This is a genomic window from Solwaraspora sp. WMMD791 (assembly GCF_029581195.1).
In the GTDB taxonomy this organism is placed as follows: domain Bacteria; phylum Actinomycetota; class Actinomycetes; order Mycobacteriales; family Micromonosporaceae; genus Micromonospora_E.
On the sequence record NZ_CP120737.1, the window covers coordinates 2,608,172 to 2,632,110 of the forward strand.

25 protein-coding genes and 1 riboswitch are annotated in these 23,939 nt (G+C 72.3%); of the genes, 14 read left to right on the forward strand and 11 right to left on the reverse strand.

The annotated features are described in order from the left end of the window. Positions 1-8: 8 nt before the first annotated feature. Entirely contained in the window at positions 9-1,886 is a 1,878-nt protein-coding gene (gene dnaG / locus O7623_RS11455; protein WP_282228599.1) for a DNA primase, read from the reverse strand. A 314-nt stretch (positions 1,887-2,200) separates the two neighbouring features. Between dnaG and O7623_RS11460 the strand changes: the two genes are divergently transcribed. Together O7623_RS11460 and O7623_RS11465 are read left to right on the forward strand one after the other, a co-directional pair. Then, positions 2,201-2,497: a hypothetical protein gene (locus tag O7623_RS11460; protein ID WP_282228600.1), complete on the forward strand. Its 297-nt coding sequence runs from the start codon at positions 2,201-2,203 to the stop codon at positions 2,495-2,497. 125 nt (positions 2,498-2,622) lie between these two features. After that, the gene (locus O7623_RS11465) at positions 2,623-3,459 is read left to right on the forward strand and encodes a hypothetical protein (RefSeq protein ID WP_282228601.1); all 837 of its coding nucleotides are present in this window, start codon (positions 2,623-2,625) and stop codon (positions 3,457-3,459) included. On the opposite strand, the gene O7623_RS11470 is transcribed toward O7623_RS11465, so the two are convergent. Beyond that, the gene (locus tag O7623_RS11470) at positions 3,425-4,714 is read right to left on the reverse strand and encodes a deoxyguanosinetriphosphate triphosphohydrolase (protein WP_282228602.1); all 1,290 of its coding nucleotides are present in this window, start codon (positions 4,712-4,714) and stop codon (positions 3,425-3,427) included. The genes O7623_RS11465 and O7623_RS11470 overlap by 35 nt on opposite strands. Positions 4,715-4,841: 127 nt before the next feature. Between O7623_RS11470 and O7623_RS11475 the strand changes: the two genes are divergently transcribed. Continuing rightward, on the forward strand, positions 4,842-5,351 hold the full coding sequence (locus O7623_RS11475; protein ID WP_282228603.1) for a hypothetical protein: 510 nt from the start codon (positions 4,842-4,844) through the stop codon (positions 5,349-5,351). On the opposite strand, the gene O7623_RS11480 is transcribed toward O7623_RS11475, so the two are convergent. Further along, positions 5,335-5,685, reverse strand: a complete 351-nt coding sequence (locus O7623_RS11480; RefSeq protein ID WP_282229381.1) for a VOC family protein — start codon at positions 5,683-5,685, stop codon at positions 5,335-5,337. The two genes, O7623_RS11475 and O7623_RS11480, sit on opposite strands and share 17 nt — an antisense overlap. Before the next feature lie 456 nt (positions 5,686-6,141). On the opposite strand from O7623_RS11480, the gene O7623_RS11485 reads away from it, so the two are divergent. Continuing rightward, positions 6,142-6,630 carry a roadblock/LC7 domain-containing protein gene (locus tag O7623_RS11485; RefSeq protein ID WP_282228604.1) on the forward strand — a complete coding sequence of 163 codons (489 nt, stop codon included), beginning with the start codon at positions 6,142-6,144 and terminating at the stop codon, positions 6,628-6,630. 104 nt (positions 6,631-6,734) lie between these two features. Here the strand turns inward: O7623_RS11485 and ppdK are convergent, their stop codons facing one another. The 5 genes from ppdK to O7623_RS11510 form a co-directional block, all read right to left on the reverse strand. Further along, positions 6,735-9,467 (reverse strand): pyruvate, phosphate dikinase, encoded by a 2,733-nt coding sequence (gene ppdK / locus O7623_RS11490; protein ID WP_282228605.1) that lies wholly within the window; start codon positions 9,465-9,467, stop codon positions 6,735-6,737. Between the two features lie 235 nt (positions 9,468-9,702). Further along, positions 9,703-10,875, reverse strand: coding sequence for a tRNA dihydrouridine synthase DusB (dusB, locus tag O7623_RS11495; protein ID WP_282229382.1), 1,173 nt, complete (start codon positions 10,873-10,875; stop codon positions 9,703-9,705). A 109-nt stretch (positions 10,876-10,984) separates the two neighbouring features. Further along, positions 10,985-12,364 (reverse strand): glycine--tRNA ligase, encoded by a 1,380-nt coding sequence (locus tag O7623_RS11500; protein WP_282228606.1) that lies wholly within the window; start codon positions 12,362-12,364, stop codon positions 10,985-10,987. A 71-nt stretch (positions 12,365-12,435) separates the two neighbouring features. Then, a complete protein-coding gene (locus tag O7623_RS11505; RefSeq protein WP_282228607.1) occupies positions 12,436-13,146 on the reverse strand; it encodes a hypothetical protein in 711 nt (236 codons plus the stop codon). A gap of 122 nt (positions 13,147-13,268) precedes the next feature. After that, positions 13,269-13,610, reverse strand: a complete 342-nt coding sequence (locus tag O7623_RS11510; RefSeq protein WP_282228608.1) for an antibiotic biosynthesis monooxygenase — start codon at positions 13,608-13,610, stop codon at positions 13,269-13,271. A 52-nt stretch (positions 13,611-13,662) separates the two neighbouring features. Here O7623_RS11510 and O7623_RS11515 point away from each other — a divergent pair, with 52 nt between their 5' ends. From O7623_RS11515 to O7623_RS11545, 7 genes are all read left to right on the forward strand, one after another. Beyond that, positions 13,663-13,920, forward strand: coding sequence for a DUF6703 family protein (locus O7623_RS11515; protein ID WP_282228609.1), 258 nt, complete (start codon positions 13,663-13,665; stop codon positions 13,918-13,920). A gap of 157 nt (positions 13,921-14,077) precedes the next feature. Beyond that, on the forward strand, positions 14,078-15,100 hold the full coding sequence (locus O7623_RS11520; protein ID WP_282228610.1) for a metal ABC transporter substrate-binding protein: 1,023 nt from the start codon (positions 14,078-14,080) through the stop codon (positions 15,098-15,100). Next, positions 15,097-15,858 (forward strand): metal ABC transporter ATP-binding protein, encoded by a 762-nt coding sequence (locus tag O7623_RS11525; RefSeq protein ID WP_282228611.1) that lies wholly within the window; start codon positions 15,097-15,099, stop codon positions 15,856-15,858. Before O7623_RS11520 ends, O7623_RS11525 begins: the two co-directional genes overlap by 4 nt. Beyond that, positions 15,855-16,742 (forward strand): metal ABC transporter permease, encoded by an 888-nt coding sequence (locus tag O7623_RS11530; protein WP_282228612.1) that lies wholly within the window; start codon positions 15,855-15,857, stop codon positions 16,740-16,742. Before O7623_RS11525 ends, O7623_RS11530 begins: the two co-directional genes overlap by 4 nt. A gap of 112 nt (positions 16,743-16,854) precedes the next feature. Continuing rightward, positions 16,855-17,154 (forward strand): metalloregulator ArsR/SmtB family transcription factor, encoded by a 300-nt coding sequence (locus O7623_RS11535; protein WP_282228613.1) that lies wholly within the window; start codon positions 16,855-16,857, stop codon positions 17,152-17,154. Between the two features lie 49 nt (positions 17,155-17,203). Beyond that, positions 17,204-17,638 carry a transcriptional repressor gene (locus O7623_RS11540; protein WP_282228614.1) on the forward strand — a complete coding sequence of 145 codons (435 nt, stop codon included), beginning with the start codon at positions 17,204-17,206 and terminating at the stop codon, positions 17,636-17,638. 65 nt (positions 17,639-17,703) lie between these two features. Further along, on the forward strand, positions 17,704-18,309 hold the full coding sequence (locus O7623_RS11545; RefSeq protein WP_282228615.1) for a hypothetical protein: 606 nt from the start codon (positions 17,704-17,706) through the stop codon (positions 18,307-18,309). On the opposite strand, the gene O7623_RS11550 is transcribed toward O7623_RS11545, so the two are convergent. From O7623_RS11550 to O7623_RS11560, 3 genes are all read right to left on the reverse strand, one after another. Further along, complete coding sequence (locus tag O7623_RS11550; RefSeq protein WP_282228616.1) at positions 18,292-18,813, reverse strand: DUF6328 family protein; 522 nt, start codon at positions 18,811-18,813, stop codon at positions 18,292-18,294. The two genes, O7623_RS11545 and O7623_RS11550, sit on opposite strands and share 18 nt — an antisense overlap. Positions 18,814-18,892: 79 nt before the next feature. Further along, the gene (locus tag O7623_RS11555) at positions 18,893-19,654 is read right to left on the reverse strand and encodes a TIGR03943 family protein (protein WP_282228617.1); all 762 of its coding nucleotides are present in this window, start codon (positions 19,652-19,654) and stop codon (positions 18,893-18,895) included. After that, positions 19,651-20,607: a permease gene (locus O7623_RS11560; RefSeq protein ID WP_282229383.1), complete on the reverse strand. Its 957-nt coding sequence runs from the start codon at positions 20,605-20,607 to the stop codon at positions 19,651-19,653. The genes O7623_RS11555 and O7623_RS11560 overlap by 4 nt, the downstream gene beginning before the upstream one ends. Before the next feature lie 275 nt (positions 20,608-20,882). Beyond that, positions 20,883-20,987, forward strand: a riboswitch (TPP riboswitch). Between O7623_RS11560 and O7623_RS11565 the strand changes: the two genes are divergently transcribed. From O7623_RS11565 to O7623_RS11575, 3 genes are all read left to right on the forward strand, one after another. After that, positions 20,983-21,582 (forward strand): ECF transporter S component, encoded by a 600-nt coding sequence (locus tag O7623_RS11565; RefSeq protein WP_282228618.1) that lies wholly within the window; start codon positions 20,983-20,985, stop codon positions 21,580-21,582. (Overlaps the previous riboswitch by 5 nt.) A 40-nt stretch (positions 21,583-21,622) precedes the next feature. Beyond that, entirely contained in the window at positions 21,623-23,041 is a 1,419-nt protein-coding gene (locus O7623_RS11570; RefSeq protein WP_282228619.1) for an ABC transporter ATP-binding protein, read from the forward strand. Positions 23,042-23,070: 29 nt separating this feature from the next. Next, complete coding sequence (locus O7623_RS11575) at positions 23,071-23,844, forward strand: energy-coupling factor transporter transmembrane component T (protein WP_282229384.1); 774 nt, start codon at positions 23,071-23,073, stop codon at positions 23,842-23,844. Positions 23,845-23,939 lie beyond the last annotated feature (95 nt).

A 23,939-nucleotide genomic window follows, 5' to 3' on the forward strand; every position in this document is an offset into this window, starting at 1 on the left:
CCAGCCCACTACAGTCCCCCCACCGCTCGTTCGCGCAGCGCCCGCGCCTGCTGCTCCAGGGAGAACAGTTCCCCGGCGAGGCTCAGGTACTCGTCCTTGTTCGCCACCGGGTTGATCCGCTGCACCTTCGACTTCAGCTCCCGGATCCGGGCGGTGACCGCGCCCCACTGCAGCCGGGCCAGGGTCACCGAGACGTAGTGCGGGTCCGGCTCCCGGTCGACGTGTGGCGGTTCGACGGCGAGTTCGCTGACCAGCGCCCGGGCGGCCAGGTCCGGGCAGGCGTCGCGGACCTGTTCGATCCAGACCGCGCCGGTCACTGCGACGGCCGCGCCCCCGGCCGTGGCCATCGCCGCGCGGACCCCGGCGTGGACGGGATGCTGGTACACCTCCGGGCCGAGGGTGTCGAACATCGGTCCGGCCAGCACCGGCACCTGCAGGCCGAGCTTCAGGGCCTCCCGCTCGACCAGCACCTGCGGGTCGTCGGGCTCGGTGGCCGGTCGGGGTGGTGCCGACGGTGCCGACGCCGACCGGCCGCCGGCGGTACGGGGCGGCGGTGCCGCGCCGGCGGCGAGCACGGCCCGCTGCACCGGCTCGATCTCCATGCCGAGATCGCCGGCGAGCTTGCGGACGTACTCCGGACGTTTGTCGCGGTCCTTCAGCTTGGCCACCAGCGGCGCCGCCCGGCGCATCGCCTCCACCCGGCCGTCGACGGTGTCCAGGTCGAATCGGCGCAGCACCTGGCGCAGTGCGAAGTCGACCAGCGGCTCCCGGCGGGCGACCAGGTCCCGTACGGCGAGGTCGCCCTTTGCCAGCCGCAGGTCGCACGGATCCATGTTGTCGGGGCTGACCGCGATGAAGGTGCGCCCGACGAACCGCTGGTCCTCCTCGAAGGCGCGCAACGCGGCCTTCTGCCCGGCGGCGTCCCCGTCGAAGGTGAAGATGATCTCCCCGGCGATGCCGTCGGTGTCCATCAGCAGTCGACGCAGCACACCGATGTGATCCGCGCCGAACGCGGTACCGCAGGTCGCCACCGCCGTCGGCACCCCGGCCAGGTGGCAGGCCATCACGTCGGTGTAGCCCTCGACGATGACCGCCCGACCCTGCCGGGCGATCTCCCGTTTGGCCTGGTCGATGCCGTAGAGGACGTGGGACTTCTTGTAGATCGGGGTTTCCGGGGTGTTGAGGTACTTGGGGCCGTCGTCGTCGTCGAACAACTTGCGGGCGCCGAAGCCGATGACGTCGCCGCCGAGGTCACGGATCGGCCAGAGCAGCCGGCGACGGAACCGGTCGATCAGCGACCCGGACCGGGCCTGGCGGGCCAGGCCGGCGGTGATCAGCTCCTGGGCGGTGTAACCCTGCTGGCGCAGGTGCCGGGTCAGCTCGTCCCAGGCGTCCGGCGCGAACCCACAGCCGTACCGTTGTGCTGCGGCCCGGTCGAAGCCGCGGCGGGCGAGGAACTCCCGGGCCGGTCGGGCCTCCGGGCCGGCCAACTGGCCGGCGTAGAACTCCGCGGCGGCGGCATGCGCCGCGATCAGCCGCTGCCGCTGGCCGGACTGCTGGCGGACCGGGGCGGGCCCGGCCTCGATGTAGCGCAGCTGGATGCCGGCGCGGGCCGCCAGGCGCTCCACCGATTCGACGAAGCTGAGGTGCTCGGCCTCCATCAGGAAGGTGATCGCGTCGCCGCCCTTGCCGCAGCCGTGGCAGAAGTAAACGTTGCGGGCCGGCGCGACGGTGAACGACGGGGTCTTCTCGTCGTGGAACGGGCAGAGCCCTTTGAGGTTGCCGCCGCCGGCCGACTTGAGCGTGACGCTTTCCGAGATGATGTCGGCGATCGACGTCCGCTCGCGTACGAGCGTGATGTCCTCGTCCCGGATCCGACCAGCCATGCCGCCGCGCCACCCCCTTCCCGGTACATCCTGCCCTGCCACGACGATCACGGGCCGTGCGGGTGCCCGAGAAGGCACGAGGCCCGCGCGCGGACCCGCCGTACGCCGACGAACCCCACCCTGACCAGGCAGGCTTCTGTCAATACGCATTTTCCACGCCTCGCCGCAGAACAGACCTTGTCCTTCCCTGTGACCACAGCAATACTGTCTGTGTCGTACCTAGTGAGCCGTTCGCTGGCTTGTTTCTCTTTCTTCACGGTTCACTGTGTCTTGTCTACATTGCCGGTTCCCAGCACGAAGGAGGAGGCACCCCCATGCCCCAGCTACTGCCCGAGACGAACGCGCTCGACCACCTGGACGTGATCGCCCTCGACGGCGCGCCCCGCCTGTGCGCCCTCTACCGCACCCGGGACGCCGATCTGGCCCCCGAGGAGGAGCTGCCGCACATCGCCGGGTGGGTGCTCGCCTGGCCGGACGGCTCCGCGTTGACCCTGCTGACCGAGGGCGAACAGCCGCGGATCATCTCCGGATCGCTGTCCAACGTCGAGAACTGGTGGTCGGCCCTGTTGGCCGCCGACCTCGTCGCGGTCCAGCCGCCGACTGGCAGCTGAGCCGACCGACCGGCCGGCCGGTCGAAAGGGCGGGGCCGCCGGTAGCTGAGCCGGCAGCCCGTCGACGGGCGCAGCGGCCCGGGTGCGCCGCAGCGCTACCCTCCTTGGCCGAGGAGGCGATCCGCATGGCCGACGAGCAGACCCGTCCACCGGAGACCGCGCTGACCATCGCCCTGGCCGAGTACACGCAGTTGCAGGAGGCCAGGCGAGCGGTGCACACGGAATCGAACGCCCGCTTCACGTTCTTCCTCGGCGTCGCCTCGGCCGCCACCGCGGTCTCCGCAGGTCTGGTCACCGCCGGCGGAGCGACGGTGACCACCGGGCGCGCCGCCGCCGTCGGTGCACTCGGCGGCCTCGTCCTGCTGCTCGGGCTGGCGGTCTTCGCCCGGCAGCTGGAGTTCAACGACCGGGCCCGGCGGTACGCGGTCGCCGCCACCGCGATCCGCACCTATCTCGTCAGGCAGGCTCCCGACCTGGCGCCGTACGTCATGATGCCCACCCTGGACGACTCGGGACCGTTCGCCGCGCAACCGTACCGCCGAGGCTGGCCACGTGACCTGGTCAGCCTGGCGGGCACAGTCGGGCTGATCAACAGCGCGCTGCTCGCGGCCACCGTCGGGCTGCTGGTCGCCCGGGCGGTCCCGGCGTGGGCCGCCACGACGCTCGGCTCGCTGGTCCTCGCCGGCTGCCTCGCCGCACACGTGGCGGTGTTTCGCCGCCGGTTGGCGCGCTCGGCCCGCGAGGTGGGCCAGGTCATCGACCGGCGGCCGGCACTGGCCGCCCGGCCCCCGCCTGTACCGGTAGCTCCAGCCGATCCGACGGCTCCGGTCGTACCGGCAGCCCCCGCGACTCCGGCCACCCCCGCGGCTCCGGCTGCTCCCACTGCACCGGCTGCTCCCACTGCACCGGTCAGCCCGGCCGGTCCGGTCAGGCCGCGGGATCAGACACCCGCCGGCCGGTGAGCCGCCGGTGCCAGGAGACCGCCGCCGGGTCGGTCAACGACGCCACCTGGTCGATGATCACCCGGGCCCGGGCCCGGTCGTCCGGCGCGGCGACCCACAGCGGCGCGAACACCGGGTCCAGCCCGGCCGGTGCCCGGTCGGTCAGCGCCTCGACGAGTTCGGCCAGGATCTCCCGCTGCCGGCGGTACCCTGCCTCGGCACCGGGCCGGCGCATCACGTACCGCAGCGCCAGTCCTTTGAGCAGGGCGCAGCGGGCCCGCACCACCCGGGGAACCACCAGGTCCGCCGCGTACCGCCGCACCGGCAGACGGCCGGCGTGCTGCCGGGTCGCCGACACCGCCGCCGCGACGAACGCTCCAGTGAGAATGCTGGTCATCCCCTTCAACGCCGCTTGCGCCGGATGGCTGCCGTCGTAGCCGGCGAGCGGACGCAGCGCCGGATGGGCCAGCAGTTCGGCGAGGATCCCGGCCAGGTCGTCGACGGATTCGGTGGAGTAGGCCGCGGCCACGTCGGCGGCGAGGGCATGCTGTTCGTCGCGGTCGGCGATCAGCGGGCCGAGGTCGATGTAGCCGCCGTGGATGCCGTCCTCCAGGTCGTGCACCGAGTAGGCGACGTCGTCGGCCCAGTCCATCACCTGGGCCTCCAGGCAGCGCCGCGTCGGGTCCGGGGCACCGGCGCGCAGCCAGCCGAAGACCGGCTCGTCGTCGGCGTACAGCCCGAACTTGCGCTGGCCGTCGCGACGTGGCCAGGGGTACTTGCAGGTCGCGTCGAGCGAGGCACGGGTGAGGTTCAGCCCGGCCGAGGAACCGTCCGGACCCAGCACCTTGGCCTCCAGGCGGGTCAGGACCCGCAACGTCTGCGCGTTGCCCTCGAATCCGCCGATGTCGACAGCCAGATCGTGCAGCGCCCACTCCCCGTTGTGCCCGAACGGCGGGTGGCCGAGGTCGTGCGCGAGGCCGGCGACGTCGACCACGTCGGGCTCGCAGCCGAGCCGCGCGCCCATCTCACGGGCGATCTGCGCGACCTCCAGGGAGTGGGTGAGCCGGGTCCGCGGGACGTCGTCGGCACCACCGGTTCCGGCGGGGTGCACCTGGGTCCGGGCGGCCAGCCGACGGAACCCCGCACTGTGCAGCACCCGGGCCCGGTCCCGTTCGTACGGGCTGCGCCCGTACCCGGTGTCCTTCACCGGCTCGGGCACCCAGCGGTCGGTGTCGTCGAGGTCACCGGATGCCGGACGGACGGGTGAGGGGGTCACCTTCCGGAGCTTATCGGCCCGGTACCGACTGGAACCGGCAGGTAAAGATTTCTGGATGATTACGTATTTGTGTCGCAATGTTGACGTCGGCCCCTCGGCACCTGCCGGGTCGGTTCACAATCGCAGAGTGGTCGACCAGGGGTGGACGGCCCGTACCAGCCGGCTCGTGCACATCACCGAGGTCCCGACGCCGATGCGGTACGCCGTCGAGGAGCACTGCGCCGGCCAGCTCATGGGCGAGCTGGCCGGCGCGAGTGCCTGCTGCCTGACCGCCACCACCGAGCCCGGCGGGTCGCCTGGTCGGCCGACCGGCGCGGTACGACACCGCCTCGACGTCCTGCTCGGTCGGCATCTGCTCACCGCCGGCGACGGCCCGCACCGGGGGTACGCCCGGTCGACGCGCCTCACCGCAGTGACGCTCGCCGCGCCGACGCCGTACGGGGTGCTGGTCACCGCCCGATGGCAGGCCCATGGCCGCGCCGAGTCGTGCTGGCTCGGCTTCGGCGACGGCCCGGACGGCCGGACGTTCCTGTTGCTGCTGCGCACGGCGGTGGAGCGGGCCAGCAGGCAGGCCCCGGCAGGGGCCGGCGGGCGAAGCGCGCCGCACCGGACGGGTCGGTTCAGCCGCGTCCGCTGAGTACGCAGAACTCGTTGCCCTCCGGATCGGTCAGCACGATCCAGGAGACGTCGCCCTGGTCGATGTCGACCCGTCGGGCGCCCATGTCCACCAGCCGCTCCACTTCGGCCGCCTGGTCGGCCGCGCGCAGGTCGATGTGCAGCCGGTTCTTCAGTTGCTTGCGCTCCGGCACCGGGACGAACACCACACCGGGCAACTGGTCCGGCGACTGTCGAATCTCCACCTCGTCCGCTGCCTCGTGCACGATCTGGTAGCCGAGTGCCTGCGCCCACCACCGGGCGAGCCGGGGCGGGTCGTCGGCATCGACCACCAGGTTCTCCCACTGACTGACCACCTCGGCCACCTCCTGCTCTCGGGCGTCGCGCCGCAGCTCACGCCGCCTACGGTACGGCGAGTGGCGCGGCCGCACGCGGTGACGGCACAAACACCAGGAGCGAGCTGAAGATCGTTCGCAATGGCCGATCAGGTATCAGTTGCTGTCCGATTGCCGATGGTTACGGGCCTGCGTAGTCACATCGCGTGCGGTAGCGTGCCAGGAGCACAACGTCACCGCCACCTCGACTGGACGATGGGACCACGAACGAGTGTCGATGTTCGACCGACCGAGGTGCGCCGGCATCCCGCTGACGAAGGTGGCGCGACCCTGCGCCCGCCGTCGCGAGGCACGCGATCGACGCCGACTGCCGTGCCGACCGCGGTCGCTGTCCGCCCGGCCCGCCGCGCATCCGCCGGCCCGGGCCCACTCCGGTCAGCGACCGGCCACCCGGACGATCGAGTGAAGGAGACGCCGGTGGATACCGATACCGCCATTCTCGCCGAGCTGCACGGACTGCGCCGCCGGTTGCCGCAGGTCACCGGCTCCGTACTGGCCGGCGCGGACGGCCTGCTGATCACCCGCGACCTCAACGCCGCCGACGCCGACAGCATCGCGGCGCTCGCCGCCGCGACCCTCGGGCTCGGCCGCCGGTTCGCCGACACCGCCGGGCACGGCGACCTGCAGGAAACCCTCATCCAGGGCAGCCACGGCCAGGTCGGGCTGTACGCCGTCGGCACCCGGGCGCTGCTCGCGGTGCTCACCGCCGCCCAGGTCGAACGGGAACTGCTGCACCGACACGCCCGCCAGGTCGCCGATCAGGTCGGCGAGCTGCTGCGGGCCCGTCCGGTGACCAACGTCCCGGACCCGGATCCCCACTTCCTGGACAACCGGGCCCCGTTGGCGGTACGCACCCCGATGGCGACCCTGCCGTACAACCCCGCGTTGCCGCGCCGCCGGTTCTGACTGCCCCGGCCGCCGCCGTCGGCGGCGGCGGATTCTATCGCCGCCGACGGCGGCGGCCGGGTGCTCTTCGCCGATCCGTGGGAGCACCCGGCCACCGTCGCCGGTCAGCGGCTGTCCGACCCGGTCGCCTCCACTGTCGCCCGGCCGGCCTCCAGCCGGGCGACCGGCACCCGGAACGGCGAACAGGAGACGTAGTCCAACCCGGCCGCGTGGAAGAAGTGCACCGAGTCGGGATCCCCGCCGTGCTCGCCGCACACCCCGATCTTCAGGCCGGGCCGGGCCGCCCGACCCTCCTCGACGGCGATCCGTACCAGCCGCCCCACCCCGTCGCGGTCGATCGACTCGAACGGGGAGATACCGAAGATGCCCAGCTCCAGATAGCGCCAGAAGAAGGCGCCCTCGACGTCGTCGCGGGAGAAGCCCCATCCCATCTGGGTCAGGTCGTTGGTGCCGAAGGAGAAGAACTGCGCGGCACCGGCGAGCTGCCCGGCGGTCAACGCCGCCCGGGGCACCTCGATCATCGTCCCGATGAGGATCTCGACCGACTGCTCCCCCAGTACCTCGGAGATGATCCGGTCGGCCTCCGCCCGTACCGTCTCCAGCTCCTGCACCGCGCCGACCAGCGGCACCATGATCTCCGGACGGGGATCGCGCCCGGCGGCGGCCAACTGCGCCGCGGCCTCGGTGATCGCCCGGACCTGCATCGCGAACAGGCCCGGGATGACCAGGCCGAGGCGTACTCCGCGCAGGCCGAGCATCGGGTTCTGCTCGTGCATCCGCCGGACCGCCGCCAGCAGCGCCTCGTCGCGGCCGGCGTCCTGACCCCGCGCGTGCGCCACCGCCACCGACACCGCGAGGTCCTCCAGCGACGGCAGGAACTCGTGCAGCGGCGGGTCGATCAGCCGGACGGTCACCGGCAGCCCGTCCATCTCCCGGAAGATCTCCACGAAGTCGGCCCGCTGCAGGGGCAGCAGCTCGGCCAGGGCCGCTGACCGGGTTGTCTCGTCCCGGGCCAGGATCAGCCGTTCCACCAGTTCGCGCCGGTCGCCGAGGAACATGTGTTCAGTGCGGCACAGCCCGATCCCCTCGGCGCCGAACCGCCGGGCCCGGGCCGCGTCGGCACCGGTGTCGGCGTTCGTGCGCACCGCCAGCCGCCGCCGGGTGTCGGCATGCGACAGGATCCGGTGTACGGCGAGCACCAGCGGATCGTCGGTGGTCGCCGGATCGACGGTTCCTTCGAAGTACTGCACCACTTCGGAGGGGCGTACCGGCACCGCACCGAGGTAGAGGCAGCCGCTGGTGCCGTCGATCGACACCAGGTCACCTTCGACCACGGTGTGGTCGCCGACGGTGAACCGTCGGGCGGTCTGATCCACGTCGAGGGTGTCGGCACCACACAGACAGGTCTTGCCCATCCCCCGGGCCACCACAGCGGCGTGGCTGGTCTTGCCGCCCCGGCTGGTCAGAATGCCCTGGGCGGCGATCATGCCCGGCAGGTCGTCCGGGTTGGTCTCCCGCCGCACCAGGATCACCTGCTCACCCTGCCCGGCCAGCTCGACCGCGCGGGCGGAGTCGAAGACGACGGTGCCGACGGCGGCCCCTGGGGAGGCGCCGACCCCGGTGGCGATCGGCTCCGGCGCGCCGGACAGGTCGAAGCAGGGGAACATCAGCTGTGCCAACTGCGCGCCACTGACCCGGTGCAGCGCTTCGTCCAGGTCGATGATCCCTTCGTCGACGAGCTGGCTGGCGATGACGAACGCGGCCGCCGCCGTCCGCTTGCCGACCCGGGTCTGCAGCATCCACAGGGTGCCGCGTTCGATGGTGAACTCGATGTCGCACAGGTCCCGGTAGTGGTTCTCCAGTCGGGCCATGATCGCGAGCAGCTCGTCGTACGACCTGGGATCGAGCCGGGCCAGCTCCTGCAGGGGCAGGGTGTTGCGGATGCCGGCGACCACGTCCTCGCCCTGGGCGTTGGCCAGGTAGTCGCCGTAGACGCCCTGGCTGCCGGTGGCCGGGTCCCGGGTGAAGGCCACGCCGGTGCCCGAGTCCGGGCCGAGGTTGCCGAAGACCATCGCCACCACGTTGACGGCGGTGCCCAGGTCGGCGGGGATCCGCTCCTGCCGCCGGTAGACGATCGCCCGCTCGGCATGCCAGGAGTCGAAGACCGCCTGGACCGCCAGGTCGAGCTGCTCGCGGGGGTCCTGTGGAAAGTCACGGCCGGTGTGCGCGAAGAAGATCTTCTGGTACTCGCGGACCAGCCCGCGCAGGTCCTGGGCGGTCAGACCGAGGTCGTCGTCGGTGCCGGCAGCCCGCTTCGCCGCCGCCAACGCCTGGTCGAACTCCTCCGCCGGCACCTGGCAGACCGTACGGCCGAACATCTGGATCAGCCGCCGGTAGGAGTCCCAGGCGAACCGCTCGTCGCCGGCCTGGGCGGCGAGCCCGGCCACGCACGCGTCGTTGAGCCCGACATTGAGCACCGTCTCCATCATCCCCGGCATGGAGAACTTCGCACCGGAACGCACCGACACCAGCAGCGGATCGGCCGGGTCACCGAGGCGCTTGCCACGGCGCTGCTCCAGCCGGTGCAGCGCGGCCGAGACCTGCCCCGGCAGGTCCGCCGGGACGACACCGCGATCGAGGTAGGCCCGGCACGCCTCGGTGGTGATGGTGAACCCGGGCGGGACCGGTAGGCCGAGTCGGGTCATCTCCGCCAGGTTCGCCCCCTTCCCGCCGAGGAGGTCCCGCTGTTGCCGGTCGCCCTCGGTGAAGTCGTAGACGTACCTGGGCTGTGCGGGGGCGCATGGGCGCACGCCACCCGTTTCCTCTGCTGCCGCCATCCTGGCCTCCATGAGCCGTTCGACACTGAACGATGGTTCACCAATGGCCATTGGTGGGCGAAGGTTAAGCGACCGGCTCGGTCGGCCGACAGTAGTCGGTGACCAGCCGCACAGCACCAGCCTGCGGCGCTGCTCACGGCCCCACCTGGGAACGTTTCCATGCGCAACAGTGCGCACGGCGTGGTGTCATGGGACACCAGTGGTGTGTGCCGGACCACCCGGTGCGCCGACCGGCTCAGCCCCCGGAGTCGGCCAGCTCGGCGCCGGCCGGCACGGTGTCGTCGTCGCGGCTGGCCAGCCAGCCCGCAGGCAGGAAGACCTTCCCCGGGGAGTTCGTCCGCCCCCGTGGTTGGCCGAGGGCATGGGTCGGGAACGGCTCCGCCGGGTCGAGCTCGCCGAGCAGGTCGTCCAGCTCCGCCAGGCTCGACACCATCGCCAGGGCGCGACGCAGCTCACCGCCGACCGGGAAACCCTTCAGATACCAGGCGACGTGCTTACGGAAATCGGTGCAGCCGTCCCGCTCGGCGACCGCGCTGTCGGTCCGCCCGGTGGCGAACCAGTCGACCAGCAGCTCGGCGTGCCGACGCATGGTGGCGGCCACCGTACCGAGGGTCGGCAGCACCCGGTCGCGCCGGCCGTCGAACGCGGCCGACAGGTCGGCGAACAACCATGGCCGGCCCAGGCAGCCGCGACCGACCACGACCCCGTCGACACCGGTGTGCGCCACCATCCGCAGGGCGTCGTCGGCCTCCCAGATGTCGCCGTTGCCCAGCACCGGCACCTGCAGCTCCTGCTTGAGCCGGCCGATCGCGTCCCAGTCGGCGGTACCCGAGTAGCGCTGGGCGGCGGTCCGCCCGTGCAGCGCCACCGCCGCCACCCCGGCCTCCTGGGCGGCCAGTCCGGCCTCGACGTACGTCAGGTGGTCGTCGTCGATGCCCTTACGCATCTTGACCGTCACCGGCACCCCGGCCGGGGCCGCCGCCCGCACCGCACCGGTGACGATCCGGCTGAACAGCCGGTGCCGCCAGGGCAGGGCGGCCCCGCCGCCACGGCGGGTCACCTTCGGCACCGGGCAGCCGAAGTTCAGGTCGATGTGGTCGGCCAGGTCACGCTCCACGACGATCCGTACGGCGGCCGCCGTCACCTGCGGGTCGACCCCGTACAGCTGGATGCTGCGGGGACGCTCCGAGGGCGCGAACGCGATCATGCGCAGGGTCTTGGGGTTGCGCTCCACCAGCGCCTGCGTAGTGATCATCTCGCAGACGTACAGCCCACCGCCCTGCTCGCGGCACAGCCGCCGGAACGCGACGTTGGTGATGCCGGCCATCGGCGCCAGCACCACCGGCGGCCACACCTGGTACGGGCCGAGCGGCAACGGCGCTCGGACGGGGGCGGCGGCCTGCGGCAGGGTGACGGACACGCCGTCCAGGATTCCACGCGGGCCGGGACAGCACGCCGGCACCCGGCCGGTCACCCTGCCCGCCGGTCGGTCGGCACCCGGCCGGCCGGTCACCCGGTCAGCCGGTGGGCAGCCGCTCCAGCAGGTAGCGCTCGACCTGGTCCAACGCGACCCGTTGCTGGGCCATGGTGTCCCGGTCGCGGACCGTCACCGCGTCGTCGGCGAGCGTGCCGAAATCGACCGTGACGCAGTACGGCGTACCGATCTCGTCCTGGCGGCGGTACCGGCGGCCGATCGCCTGCGAGTCGTCGAACTCCACCACCCAGCGCCGGCGCAGCGCGACACTCAGGTCGCGGGCCTTCGGCGACAGGTCGGCGTTGCGCGACAACGGCAGCACCGCCACCTTCACCGGGGCGAGCCGGGGATCGAAGCGCAACACGGTCCGCTTGTCGACGCCGCCCTTCGTGTTCGGCGCCTCGTCCTCGTCGTAGGCCGCCAGCAGAAACGCGAAGACGGCTGCGGTCAGGTTCGCCGCCGGTTCGATCGCGTACGGCACCCACCGCTCGCCACGGTCCTGATCGAAGTAGGACAGATCCGCCCCGGAGTGCTTGGCGTGGACGGTGAGGTCGTGATCGGCGCGGTTGGTGACGCCTTCCAGCGCGACGAACTCCGGTCCGGCACCGCCGAACCGGTACTCGATCTCCACCAGGCGCTTGGCGTACTGCGGCAGGGCACTGGTCGAGGGTTCGCGGCGGCGCAACCGGTCCGGCGCGAGGCCCAGATCGACGTACCAGTCCCAGCGCTGCTGGACCCAGTACTCGAGCCACTCGTCGTCGGCGCCCGGCTCGACGAAGTACTCCAGTTCCATCCGTTCCAGCTCGCGGCTGGCCAGCAGGAACTCTCCCGGCCCAGCGAAGTGGCGGAAGGAGCGCCCGGCCTGGGCGATGCCGAACGGCGGCTTCTTGCGCGCGGCGATCATCACGTTGGCGAAGTTGACGAAGGTCCCGGTAGCGGCCTCCGGCCGCAGATAGTACGGATGTTCGGCGGCGGCCCGACGCGCGTTCGACACGCCGAGCAGCCCGCTGACCTGCTCCGGATCGGTGAAGCTGCCCCGGCTGGCGCAGTTCGGGCAGGTGAGTTCGGTCAACGCCGCCGGCGGTCGGCCCACCTGGCGCGTGTACGCCCCGACCATGCCGTCCAGCGGCTGCGCCGAGTCACAGGACCGGCACCGGGCACTCGTGCGGGTGTAGGCGTCGAGCAGTCCGGACGCGGCGAACACCGCACGGGCCTGCAACACCGCCGAGTCGAGCCCGACGACGTCGTCGCGATGCTGGACCATGGTCCGCCACCACTGTCGGCGCAGATGCTCCTTGAGCTCGACGCCGAGTGGCCCGTAGTCCCAGGCGAACGGTTCACCGCCGTAGATCTCGCCGGACGGGAAGACGAAGCCCCGCCGGTGGGCGAGACTCACCACGGCGTCGAAACGGTCGGCTGGCATGCGCTGCTCCTACGCCGGCTGGCTGCCAGCGGGGACGTGCGGGTGGACGGTCACGGCAGATGTTCGGCAGGCTACTCCTCGATGCCGCAGACCTCTAGCTCACCGGTGCCGGTGTCCTGGTTCAACGACACCCGCAGGGTGTCCGCTCCGCCCTGGCGGTAGGTCACCTCCACCGGTACGACGATCCGGCTGGTGACCGAGACCTGGCCGACCTCGTACGCGGCGATCTCGGGCTCGGCGGCGAGCCGGTCGGTGAACTCGTCGAGGCTCTCCCGGCGTTGTGCCTCGGCACAGAGCATCCCGTAGGCGGCACCGAACTGCTGTTGGCTGACCGCGTCGAAGTAGTCGTCCACCGCGACCTGGGCCTGCTCGTTGATCGCCTCCCCGCCGGTGATGATCAGTCCGACCAGGGCGATCGTGCCACCGCCGCAGCAGATCAGGACGGCGAGCGCCGCCACGCTGAGGCCGATCCAGAGCCGGGCGCTGCGGCCCTCCACCGGCGGTGCGGCGAACGGCGGGGCCGCTCCCGGCCCGGCGGGCACCTGGTACGGCGTACCCGGAGCCGGCGGCGTCGGAGCCGGCGGGGCGTCGGCGGCCGCCGACGGGTCCGGCGCCGGCACCGGGACGGCGCTGGCGGTCGGATCGGCGCTGGCAGCCGAAGGCGGGGCCGGTGACACCGGCGGCTGGCGGTCCGGCGGCTCCCACGGTGAGGGTGCCGCCCACTGCGACGGAGCGGGTACGGCGGACGGAGGGAGGGGTTGCTCCGGTCCGGGATCGGTCATCAGAGTCCTTCCGTGGATACTTCGGCCCTCAGGCCGGGGAGGAAACGGAACTCCAGTGGAGCAGGACAGGAAAGCCGATCCGCCTCACGTGACATGGCTCCGGCGGCCCGCCGCCCGGCCGATCACCGACCGGACTCCATGGCCCGATCGCTGGCGTACGCCACGGGTTCCTCCCCCGGCGCCGCGTCGACCAGCACCTCGAAGGCGGACGGTTCGTCGAGCGATTCGGCCAGCAGCGGCGTGGCCTCGACCTTCACCGTGAAGGTGCCCAGGGCGCGCCGGTAGGCACCGACCGACTCCCATTCGGTCATCAGGCACCAGCTCTGCGGATCCTCCAGCGCGCAGGTCAGCGCGCCGCGCTGGTAGCCGGTGCAGGCCGCCAACGCCCGCAGCGCCACCCGCGCCCGATCGACGAAGCTCGTCACGTCGATCTGCGGCACGGTGAACCGGTTGACCACCAGCACGCGGGTCTCCTCACTGGCTCGAGTCTGTCGGGGACTGACTACAGTTTGTCGGATGCAGCCTACGCAGTCGTCGGGTCCGGCCCGGCTCGGGCGGATCAACCCGACCGGGGCGTTCCTGATCGCGCTCGGACTCGTCCTCGTGGGCCTGTTCGCACCTGGGGTGATCGGCGGGGCGGCGCTGCTGGTGCTGGCCGGCGGGCTGGCCTGGCTGCTGCGACTGACCTGGGCGGCGGTGCCGCCGGCCGGGCGCCTGCTGCGGCTGCTGACCTTGACGCTGCTGGTCGCGGTCGCCCTGGCCAAGATCTTCTAGCCGACCCTCCGCGGTCGCGCGCTCGCGCGGACCCGGCGGCGGGTCCGCTCCGCGTCGACACCACCGTTCGACGACGTCGATCAGGCCGCCGAGCAGGGACGACCCATGCAACCATGCGTTTTTGACAATCATTGTCACCCTCGCGGAGAGTTGCCTCATGCACAACCACCCCTTGCGCCGAACCCTCGCGCTGTCCGCTGGTGCGTTGCTCGCTCTGGGCGGCACGGTGGCCTGCGCGCAGGACGATGCCGATACATCCGCCACCACGACCGGTGACACCGTCGGCGTGGTCGCCGCTTTCTATCCGCTGCAGTTCCTGGCCGAGCGCATCGGCGGGGACGCCGTGACGGTCACCGGCCTGGCCCCGCCCGGTGCCGAACCGCACGACCTCGAGCTCAACCCACAGCAGGTCGGGCAGATCAGCGACGCCGACCTCGTCGTCTACCTGAGCGGTTTCCAACCGGCCGTCGACGCCGCCGTCGAGCAGGAGGCCGGCGACGCCGCGTTCGACGTGGTCACGGTCGAACCGCTGCTCGACGCCACGGACGACGGGCACAGCCACGAACACGGCGAGGACGAGCACGCCGAGGACGAGCCCGGTCACGACGACGAGCCGGCGGCGAGCGGCGAGCCGGTCGAGGACCACGCCGACGAGGACGCGGCCAAGGACCCGCACCTGTGGCTGGACCCGACCCGGTTCGCCACGGTCGGCGACGAGCTCGCCACCCGCCTGGGCAAGGCCGACCCGGACCGGGCGGAGGAATTCACCACTCGCGCCGCCGCTCTGCGCACCGAACTGGAGGCTCTCGACACCGAGTACGCCGAGGGGCTGGCCACCTGCGAACGTCGGGAGATCATCACCAGCCACGCCGCCTTCGGCTACCTGGCGGTGCGCTACGAGCTGGAGCAGATCGGCATCACCGGGCTGAGCCCCGAGGACGAGCCGGCACCGCAGCGCCTCGCCGAGGTGATCGAGGAGGCCCGGGAGCACCAGGCCACCACGATCTTCTTCGAGACCCTGGTGAGCCCGGCCGTCGCCGAGACCATCGCCAACGAGGTCGGTGCCGAGACCGCGGTGCTGGATCCGATCGAGGGGCTGCAGCCGGACGCCGACGGCGACTATTTTTCGGTGATGCGCGACAACCTCGATTCCCTCACCACCGCCCTGGGTTGTTCGTGAGCACACCTGTCGTCCAGGTGGAGCACGGGGTGGCCGGCTACGACGGCCGCCCCGTGCTCCGCGACATCGACCTCACTGTGACCAGCGGTGAGGTCGTCGCGTTGCTCGGCGCGAACGGCTCCGGCAAGTCCACCCTGATCCGCACCGCGCTCGGTCTGGTGCCGCTGCGCGGTGGCACCGTCCGGCTCTTCGACGTGCCGTTGGGGCGGTTCCGCCAGTGGCACCGGGTCGGTTACGTACCGCAACGCCTGGGGGCCGGCAGCGGCGTACCGGCCACCGTCGGGGAGGTCGTCGCCTCCGGCCGGCTCGCCCGTCGCGGCGTACTGCGCCCAGCCGGGGCCGCCGACCGGGCCGCCGTCGCGGCGGCGCTGGCCGCCGTCGGCCTCGCCGACCGGGTCCGCGACCCGGTCGCCGCCCTCTCCGGTGGCCAGCAGCAGCGGACGCTGATCGCCCGCGCGCTGGCCGGCGAGCCGGAGCTGCTGGTCCTCGACGAACCCACCGCCGGGGTCGACGCCGCCAGCCAGGAGGCGTTCGCCGCGGCGCTCGGCACGTTCGTCACCGATGGCGGCACGGTGCTGCTGGTCGCCCACGAGCTCGGGCCGTTGCAGCCGCTGATCGACCGCGCGGTGGTGCTGCACCACGGCGAGGTGGTCCACGACGGCGCGGTGCCACCACCGGCCGGGCATCACGCCGATCCCGGTCACGACCACGTCCACCCGCACGCGCCGGCCGAGCCGTCCGGGATATTGAACGCATGAGCATCTTCCAGTACGAATTCATGATCAGGGCCCTGATCGGCGCCCTGGTCATCGGGCTGGCCGCCCCGGCCCTGGGCATCTACCTGGTGCAGCGGCGGATGTCGCTGATCGGCGACGGGGTGGGCCACGTGGCCCTCACCGGGGTCGGCGTCGGTCTGCTGCTGGACCGCTCCCCCGTGCTCACCGCGGTCATCGTCGCCGCGATCGGCGCGATCGCCATCGAACTGTTGCGTGAACGCGGCCGCACCTCCGGCGACATGGCACTCGCGCTGCTGTTCTACGGCGGTATCGCCGGCGGAGTGATGCTGGTCGGGCTGGCCGGCGACCGCAGCAACGCGAACCTGATGGCGTACCTGTTCGGCTCGTTGAGCACCACCCGGCCGGAGGATCTGCGGGTGATCGTGGTGCTCGCCGCCGTCGTGCTCGCCGCGATGCTGCTGCTGCGCCCGGCGCTGTTCGCCATCTGCCACGACGAGGAGTACGCCAAGGTCTCCGGCCTGCCGGTGCGCACCCTCAACCTGCTGATCGCGGTGACCACCGCGGTGACCGTCACCATCGCCATGCGGGCGGTCGGCCTGCTGCTGGTCAGCGCGCTGATGGTGGTGCCGGTGGCGACCGCGCAGCAGCTCACCCGGGGTTTCCGCACCACCATGGCGGCGGCGATGGCGATCGGCCTGGTCTCGGCCGGCGGCGGTGTGTGGCTGGCTGGCACCGTCAACACCGCGCTCGGCGCGACGATCGTGATCCTGGCGATCGGCGCGTTCGCCGTCACCGCGGTCGGCGCCGGCCTCTGGCGGCTGCTGCGCCGACGTGGTGCCCGCCTGCGGGTGCCACAGCGGCCGGCCCGCGAGGTGGAGCCGCCGGAGGTCGTTCTGGAGTCCTGATCCGGTCCGCCCCACCCTGCTGATCCGGCCGTCCGACGTTCCTGACGGGCCCGGACCCGGCCGGTCACCGCCTGCCTGCCGGTCCGGCCCCGCTATTGGTTACCGTTGCGGGGTGACGATGGCCAACGGCTACGAGGGGTACGAGAGCGCGGGCGAACTGCTGCGCGCGTTGTCCGCTCCGATCCGGGTCGCCATCGTGACCGAGCTCGCACAGGGCGAACGCTGTGTCCACGAGCTCGTGGAGAAACTCGGCGCACCGCAACCGCTGGTGTCGCAGCATCTTCGCGTGCTGCGTGGGGCCGGCGTGGTGCACGGCTCCCGGCGGGGCCGGGAGATCGCGTACGCGCTGGTCGACGAACACGTCGCGCACATCGTCGCCGACGCGGTCAGCCATGCCCGGGAGGTACGGTGACCAGCCACCGGCAGGATTCGGCAGCAGGAAAATGCCCCGGAGGCCCCAGATGAAGACTGGAGACACCACCACCGAGCAGACGGCGGTCCGCAACACCCGGCAGCGCAGCGCGGTGAGCGCCATCCTCGACGAGCTGGCGGGGTTCCACAGCGCCCAGGAACTGCACGCCATGCTGCGGGAACGCGGCGACCGGGTCGGCCTGACCACGGTCTACCGGACGCTGCAGGGGCTCGCCGACTCGGGCGAGGTCGACGTGATGCGTCCGCCCGGCGGGGAACACCTGTACCGACGGTGCAGCCAGGGCCACCACCATCATCTCGTCTGCCGCTCCTGCGGCAGCGCCGTCGAGGTCGAGGGGCCGGCGGTCGAGGCATGGGCGGAGCGGGTCGCGGCCCAGCACGGGTACGTCGGGGTGAGCCACACGATGGAGATCTTCGGCACCTGCCCGCAGTGCGCCGGCCGGCAGACCGGCAAGAAGGCATGAACGATCGGCGAGCGGGCACGAAGGCGTAGCGAGCGACAGACAGGCGGGTACGGCACGCTGTGCGCATGCAGATCTACGCCGACCGTCTCCCCGCCGCCGCCCGGCAGTTCGCCACCGACCTGATCGTCGTCGCCTGGGTCTACCTGTGGGTCCGTACCGCGCTCTGGCTGCACGAGCAGGTCGGCCGACTCGCTGGACCCGGCCGTACCCTGCAGGACGCCGGTGCCGGGCTGGCCGACAACCTCGCCGACGTCGGCGGCCGGGTCGGTCGGGTACCGCTCGTCGGTGACGAGTTGACCAGCCCGTTCACCCAGGCCGCCGATGCCGCCAGGTCGGTCGCGCAGGCCGGGCGCGAGCAGCAGGACCTGGTCGCCGACCTGGCCGTGGCGCTCGCGGTCACCGTGCTGGTCTTCCCGGTGGGGCTGGTGCTGTTCGGTTGGCTGCCGCTGCGGGTGCGGTGGATCCGCCGGGCCAGCGCCGCCGTCGCCCTGCGTGACCTGTCAGCCGGGCAGGACCTGTTGGCGCTGCGGGCGCTGGCTGGTCGCCCGCTGCGCGCGATCACCGCGATCGACCCGGACGTGGCGGCCCGCTGGCGCGAGGGCGATCCTCAGGTCACCGCCGCCCTCGCCGCACTGGAGCTGCGATCTCTCGGGCTACGGGCACCGCGCTGACTTCTGGTCGTCGGCGGCATCGCCGCTGGCCGTCTCCTCGTCATCGTCGTCGCGCAGCCAGCCGCGGTGAACGAACGGCAGACCGGCCCAGAAGGTCAGGAACCAGAGCCCGGTGATGCCGCTGAGGACGAACCCGACCGTCCGGGGCAGAATGAAGTCGGTGACCAGCAGCACCGAGCTGACCATCGCCACCAGCATGAAGCCGAGGCCGCCGCTGGCCATCCGGTGGGCGAACCGGACCAGTTCGGGCTTGCGGCCCTGGCGGAACAGCACCCGGTGGAACGCCACCGGCGAAATGATCATCGCGGCGGCGGCGGCCGCCGCGAGTAGCGCTACCACGTAGACGTCGCGCTGGAAGGCGGTCGTGTCCGGGAAGCCGCTGCTGAACGGCAGGGTCAACAGGAACGCGAAGAGGATCTGGACGCCGGTCTGGGCGACCCGTAACTCCTGCAACAGGTCGGCGAAGTTACGTTGCCACCGTTCCCGCTCGGTCTCCCGGCTCATCTGCGTGCGCCCTCCCGCCACTTCCGTCACATTGAAACGGCGGCCGGGAAGATGCCCCGGATCGGCGGAGATGAAACCTCTACTCGTACTGCTGGGCCGGCGGCTCGATCTCCTGCCAGGATTCGACCCCCAGGTACGGGATGCTCGCCCCGTTCACCGGGTCGGTGCCGATCCGGTCGCTGTACCGGCCGACCACCGCGATCCAGGTGTCCACCGGCAGCCCGGTCGGGGCGCTGCCGTCCATCCCGACCTTGATCGGCCGGCCGTCGGCCGCGCAACAGGACAGCACGATGCGGGCCAGCATCGGCTCGCCGTCCGGCCCTTCGGCGACGAAACCGGTGAGCCGTACGGTACGACCGTCCAGTGACCGGCCCTCGTCGAAGATCGCCCGGGAGGCGTAGTCGAGGACGCTGATCTCCGCCGGGTCGCCGTCGGGCAGCGGTGGATAGTCCGAGGAGGCCTGGTCGGCACTGAGCGCGGTACCGGCCTGGGCGGCGGCGTACGAACCGAGCGCGGGCGGGGCGACCAGCAGCAGGCCGAGCACCGGCAGGATCAGCAGCCAGCCGACCCTGGGCTCGTGGTGGGCGTGGCCGTGGCCGTCGTCGTGGTGGGCGTGGCCGTGGCCGTCGTCGTGCCCGTCGTCGACCGGGGCGGGTGTGCTGCGCCGCCGCAGGTCGTGCCAGAGCGTCATGATGCCGGCGGCGATCAGCAGCAGGCCGGCGACGATCAGGAACGGCTGCAGCACCTCCTTGACGTAGCGCAGGTACATGTCGGTGACGCTGGCCTTGACGACCGCGCCGCCGAGCAGCAGCAGCACCACACCTTGGGCCTGTTTGTTCACAGCAGCACCGTCCCCACCGCGACCGCCACCACGATGGCGATCAGAAAGGTCGCCGGAGCGAACCGGTACGCGAACCGGCGCCCGAACGTACCGGCTTGCATCGAGATCAGCTTCAGGTCGACCATCGGGCCGACGACCAGGAACACCAGTCGCGAGGTGAGCGAGAACTGCGACAGCGACGCGGCGACGAACGCGTCGGCCTCGGAACAGATCGACAGCAGTACGGCGAGTACCGCCAGGGCCAGGATGGACAGCACCGGGTTGTCGGCGAGGGTCTGCAGCCAGCGCTCCGGCACCAGGACGTTGATGCTGGCGGCGGCCATCGCACCGATCACCAGGAAGCCGCCAGCGTGCATGATGTCGTGCCGGACAGCCGCCCAGAAGGCCCGCGCCCGGGACAGGTCGTCCAGGTCCGGCCGGTGCGGCAACCGGATCCAGTCGGTGCGGCCCAGCCGCAGCCACAGCCAGCCCATCACCATCGCGACGATCAGGCTGGCGACACCCCGGCCGAGCACCATCTCCGGGTTGTTGGGGAAGGCGACGGCCGTGGCGACCAGCACGATCGGGTTGATCGCCGGAGCGGCCAGCAGGAACGCCAGGGCCGCCGCCGGTGCCACGCCCCGGCGGATCAACGACCCGGCGATCGGCACCGAGCCGCATTCGCAGCCGGGCAGCACCACGCCGGCCGCGCTGGCCACCGGCACCGCCAGCGCCGGATGCTTCGGCAACGCCTTCGCCCAGAACGACCGGGGCACGAAGACCGCGATGACCGCGGAGAGCACCACGCCGAAGACGAGGAACGGCATGGCCTGGACCATCACCGAGACGAAGACGGTGGTCCAGGTCTGCAGCCGGGGGTCGGAGATCAGGCCAGCCAACGGCTCGCGGAAGATCACCAACCCGATCAGCAGGAAGGCGAGCACCTCGACCGAGCCGACCCGGTCGCCGAACAGTCGCCGTCGGGGCGGCCGTGGGGCACCGGGCGGCCCGCCGGAAGCGCCCGAGGCGGCCAGGTCGTCGGCGTCCGACGTACCCCAGTCGACCTCGTCACCGGGGCGCGCCCGACGCGTCGCGGTGCGATCGGCAGCGGTCACGGAAGGTCGGTCCCCTCGCTGGACGGGTCGATGCGGGCACCCCACGATAACGCGTCCGGGGGTGCCCGCCGCCACACCCGGACGTCGCCTCTGTTCGCGCCGGTCGCCCGGTGCTAGCGTCGACGGAACGACCTCATGTCCGACAGGGGAGCGCAGACAGCGCTGAGAGTGCGGGAAGCCCGCAGACCCTCGAACCTGATCTGGGTAATGCCAGCGCAGGGAGTTGGAGCGACGATGACGCTACGCAATGCCTCCGTCGACCGCCGTTGGCGGACGGTCGACATCGTGGTCGCCTCGGTGATCGCGGTCGCGTTCGGGGTGATCTTCTGGCTGTGGGGGCTGATCTGGATCGCCACCGAGGCCGCGTTCACCTTCTTCCCGCCCGCCCAGGCGGTGCTGTACGGGGTGTGGCTGGTGCCGGCCGTGCTCGGCGCGCTGGTGATCCGCAAACCGGGGGCCGCGCTGTTCTGCGAACTGGTCGCCGCGTTGGTGTCGGCGGCGCTGGGCAGCCAGTGGGGTGCCCTGGTGGTCGTGCAGGGCCTGGCCCAGGGCGTCGGCGCCGAGTTGGTGTTCCTCGCGGTGGCGTACCGCTCGTTCCGGCTGCCGGTGGTGCTGTCCGCCGGGGCGGCCGCCGGGCTCGGCGCGGCGATCTTCGATCAGGTCCGGTACTACGCGCCGTACGACCTGGTCACCTTCCGGATCCCGATCTTCATCGTGACCGTGGTCAGCGCGATCGTGCTGGCCGGTGCCGGCAGCGCCGCGCTGACCCGGGCGCTGGCCCGTACCGGGGTGCTCGACCGGTTCCCGGCCGGCCGCGACCGCACCGTGGTGTGAGCCGGGCCGAGCCGGGCCGTCGGGTGAGCCGGGCCGAGCGGTGAGCCGGCTGGAGCTGCGTGGCTTCGGCTGGCGCCACGCCGGCCGTCGGGCCTGGGCGGTGCGCGACGTCGACCTGCGGATCGGCGCCGGCGAGCGGGTCCTGCTGCTCGGGCCGTCCGGAGCGGGCAAGAGCACCCTGCTGGCGGCGATGGCCGGGCTGCTGCCGGCAGACTCGGGCGAACAGGCCGGCACGGTCAGCGTCGACGGGCTCGACCCGCGCAAGGCCCGCGACCGGGTCGGCATGGTCTTCCAGGATCCGCAGACGCAGCTGGTGATGGCGCGCAGCGGCGACGACGTGGCGTTCGGGCTGGAGAACCGGGGGGTGCCGGCCGGGGAGATCTGGCCACGGGTGGACGCCGCGCTGGCCCGGGTCGGTTTCCGGTACGGCCGGGACCGGCCGACCGCCGCGTTGTCCGGTGGCGAGCAGCAGCGACTCGCCCTGGCCGGGGCGCTCGCGCTGCGGCCGGACCTGCTGCTGCTCGACGAGCCGACCGCGAACCTGGACCCGGCCGGCGCCGACCTGGTCCGCGACGCGATCGCCGGCGCGCTGGCCGACGATCACGACACCACCCTGGTCGTCGTCGAGCACCGGGTGGCGCAGGCGCTGCCGCTGGTCGACCGGGTGGTGGTGCTGGACCCGGGTGGCGGGGTGCGGGCCGACGGTCCGCCGACGGAGGTCTTCGACCGGTACGGCGTAGCGCTGGCCGCCGACGGTGTGTGGGTGCCCGACCAGCCACTTCCGGTACGGCGACCCGGCCGACCCGCCGGTGCGCCACTGTTGCACGCCGACCGGGTCGGGTTGCCGCCCCGGCTCGCCGTACGCGCCGACGAGATGCCGGTGCACGCCGGTGAGGCGCTGGCCGTACTCGGGCCCAACGGCGCCGGCAAGACCACGCTGGCCCTGCTGCTCGGCGGGCTGGTCGCCCCGGGCGCCGGTACGGTGCGGGCGACCGCAGCGCTGACCGGTGGGCGGGTCGGGTCGGTGCCGCACCGCTGGCGGGCGCCGGAGCTGGTCCGCCGGATCGGTTCGGTGTTCCAGAACCCGGAGCACCAGTTCGTCACCACGACCGTCGCCGACGAGTTGGCGCTCGGCCCGCGCCGCTGCGGTCTGCCGGAGCCGGCGGTCGGCCGGGTCGTCGACGAGCTGCTCGCCCGGTTGCGGCTGGACCGGCTGGCGCGGGCGAATCCGTACACGTTGTCCGGTGGTGAGGCGCGGCGGCTGAGCGTGGCGACCGCCCTGGCCACCGCGCCGCAGTTGCTGGTGCTCGACGAGCCGACCTTCGGTCAGGACCGCCGGACCTGGATCGAACTGGTGGAGCTGCTGGCCGGGTTACGCGACGAGGGGCACGGCGTCGTCGCGGTCACCCATGACGCCGATTTCGTCGACGCGCTGGCCGACCGGCGGCTGGCCCTGTGACCGGCGCGGTGGACGTGGCGGCTGGCGCGGTGGCCGGTGCGGTACGGCCGGCGGTGCTGGCCCGGCGCAACCCGGTGGCGAAGCTCGTCGCGGCGTTGATCTTCTCGGTGGCGCTGCTGGCCACCCTGGATCCGCTCACCCCGGCGATCGCGCTCGCCGTCGAGGTCGCGGTGATTCCGCTGTTCGGGCTGCGCTACCGCACCGTGGCACGACGGATGCTTCCGGTGCTGGTCAGCGCGGCCGGCCTACTGGTTACCCTGCTGCTGTTCGCCGCCGAACGGTCCGGGACCGTACTGCTGGCCGCCGGGCCGCTGCTGCTGACCACCGGGGTCCTGATCACCGCGCTCGGCCTGGCGTTGCGGCTGCTCGCCGTCGCGCTGCCCGGAGTGCTGGTCTTCGCCACCACCGACCCGACCGATCTGGCCGACGCGCTGATCCAGAACGCCAAGGCACCGCCGCGGTTCGCCATCGGTGCGCTCGCCGCCTTCCGGATGGTGCCGATGCTCAGCGCGGAGTGGCAGCTGCTGACGATGGCCCGTCGGGCACGTGGGGTGGACCCGGGCCGCAACCCGCTGCGCCGGTTGCGGCTGTTCGCCGCCACCGGCTTCGGCCTGCTGGTGCTGGCGATCCGCCGGGGAACCCGGCTGGCCACCGCGATGGACGCGCGGGGTTTCGACTCCGAGGTCGTGCGCACGAGCGCCCGTCGGCAGCGGTTCGGCATGGCCGACGTCGTCCTCGTCGTCGGCGCGGCCGCCGTGGCCGCGTTGTCGTTGGCGACCGGGCTGGCGGTCGGGGCAGGCTGACCGGACCGCACGGCCGATGTCCGTGACGACCGGACCGCACGGCCGGGTCCGTTCGGTGGATCCGCAGGTCACTACCGGTCGAACCAATGCACACA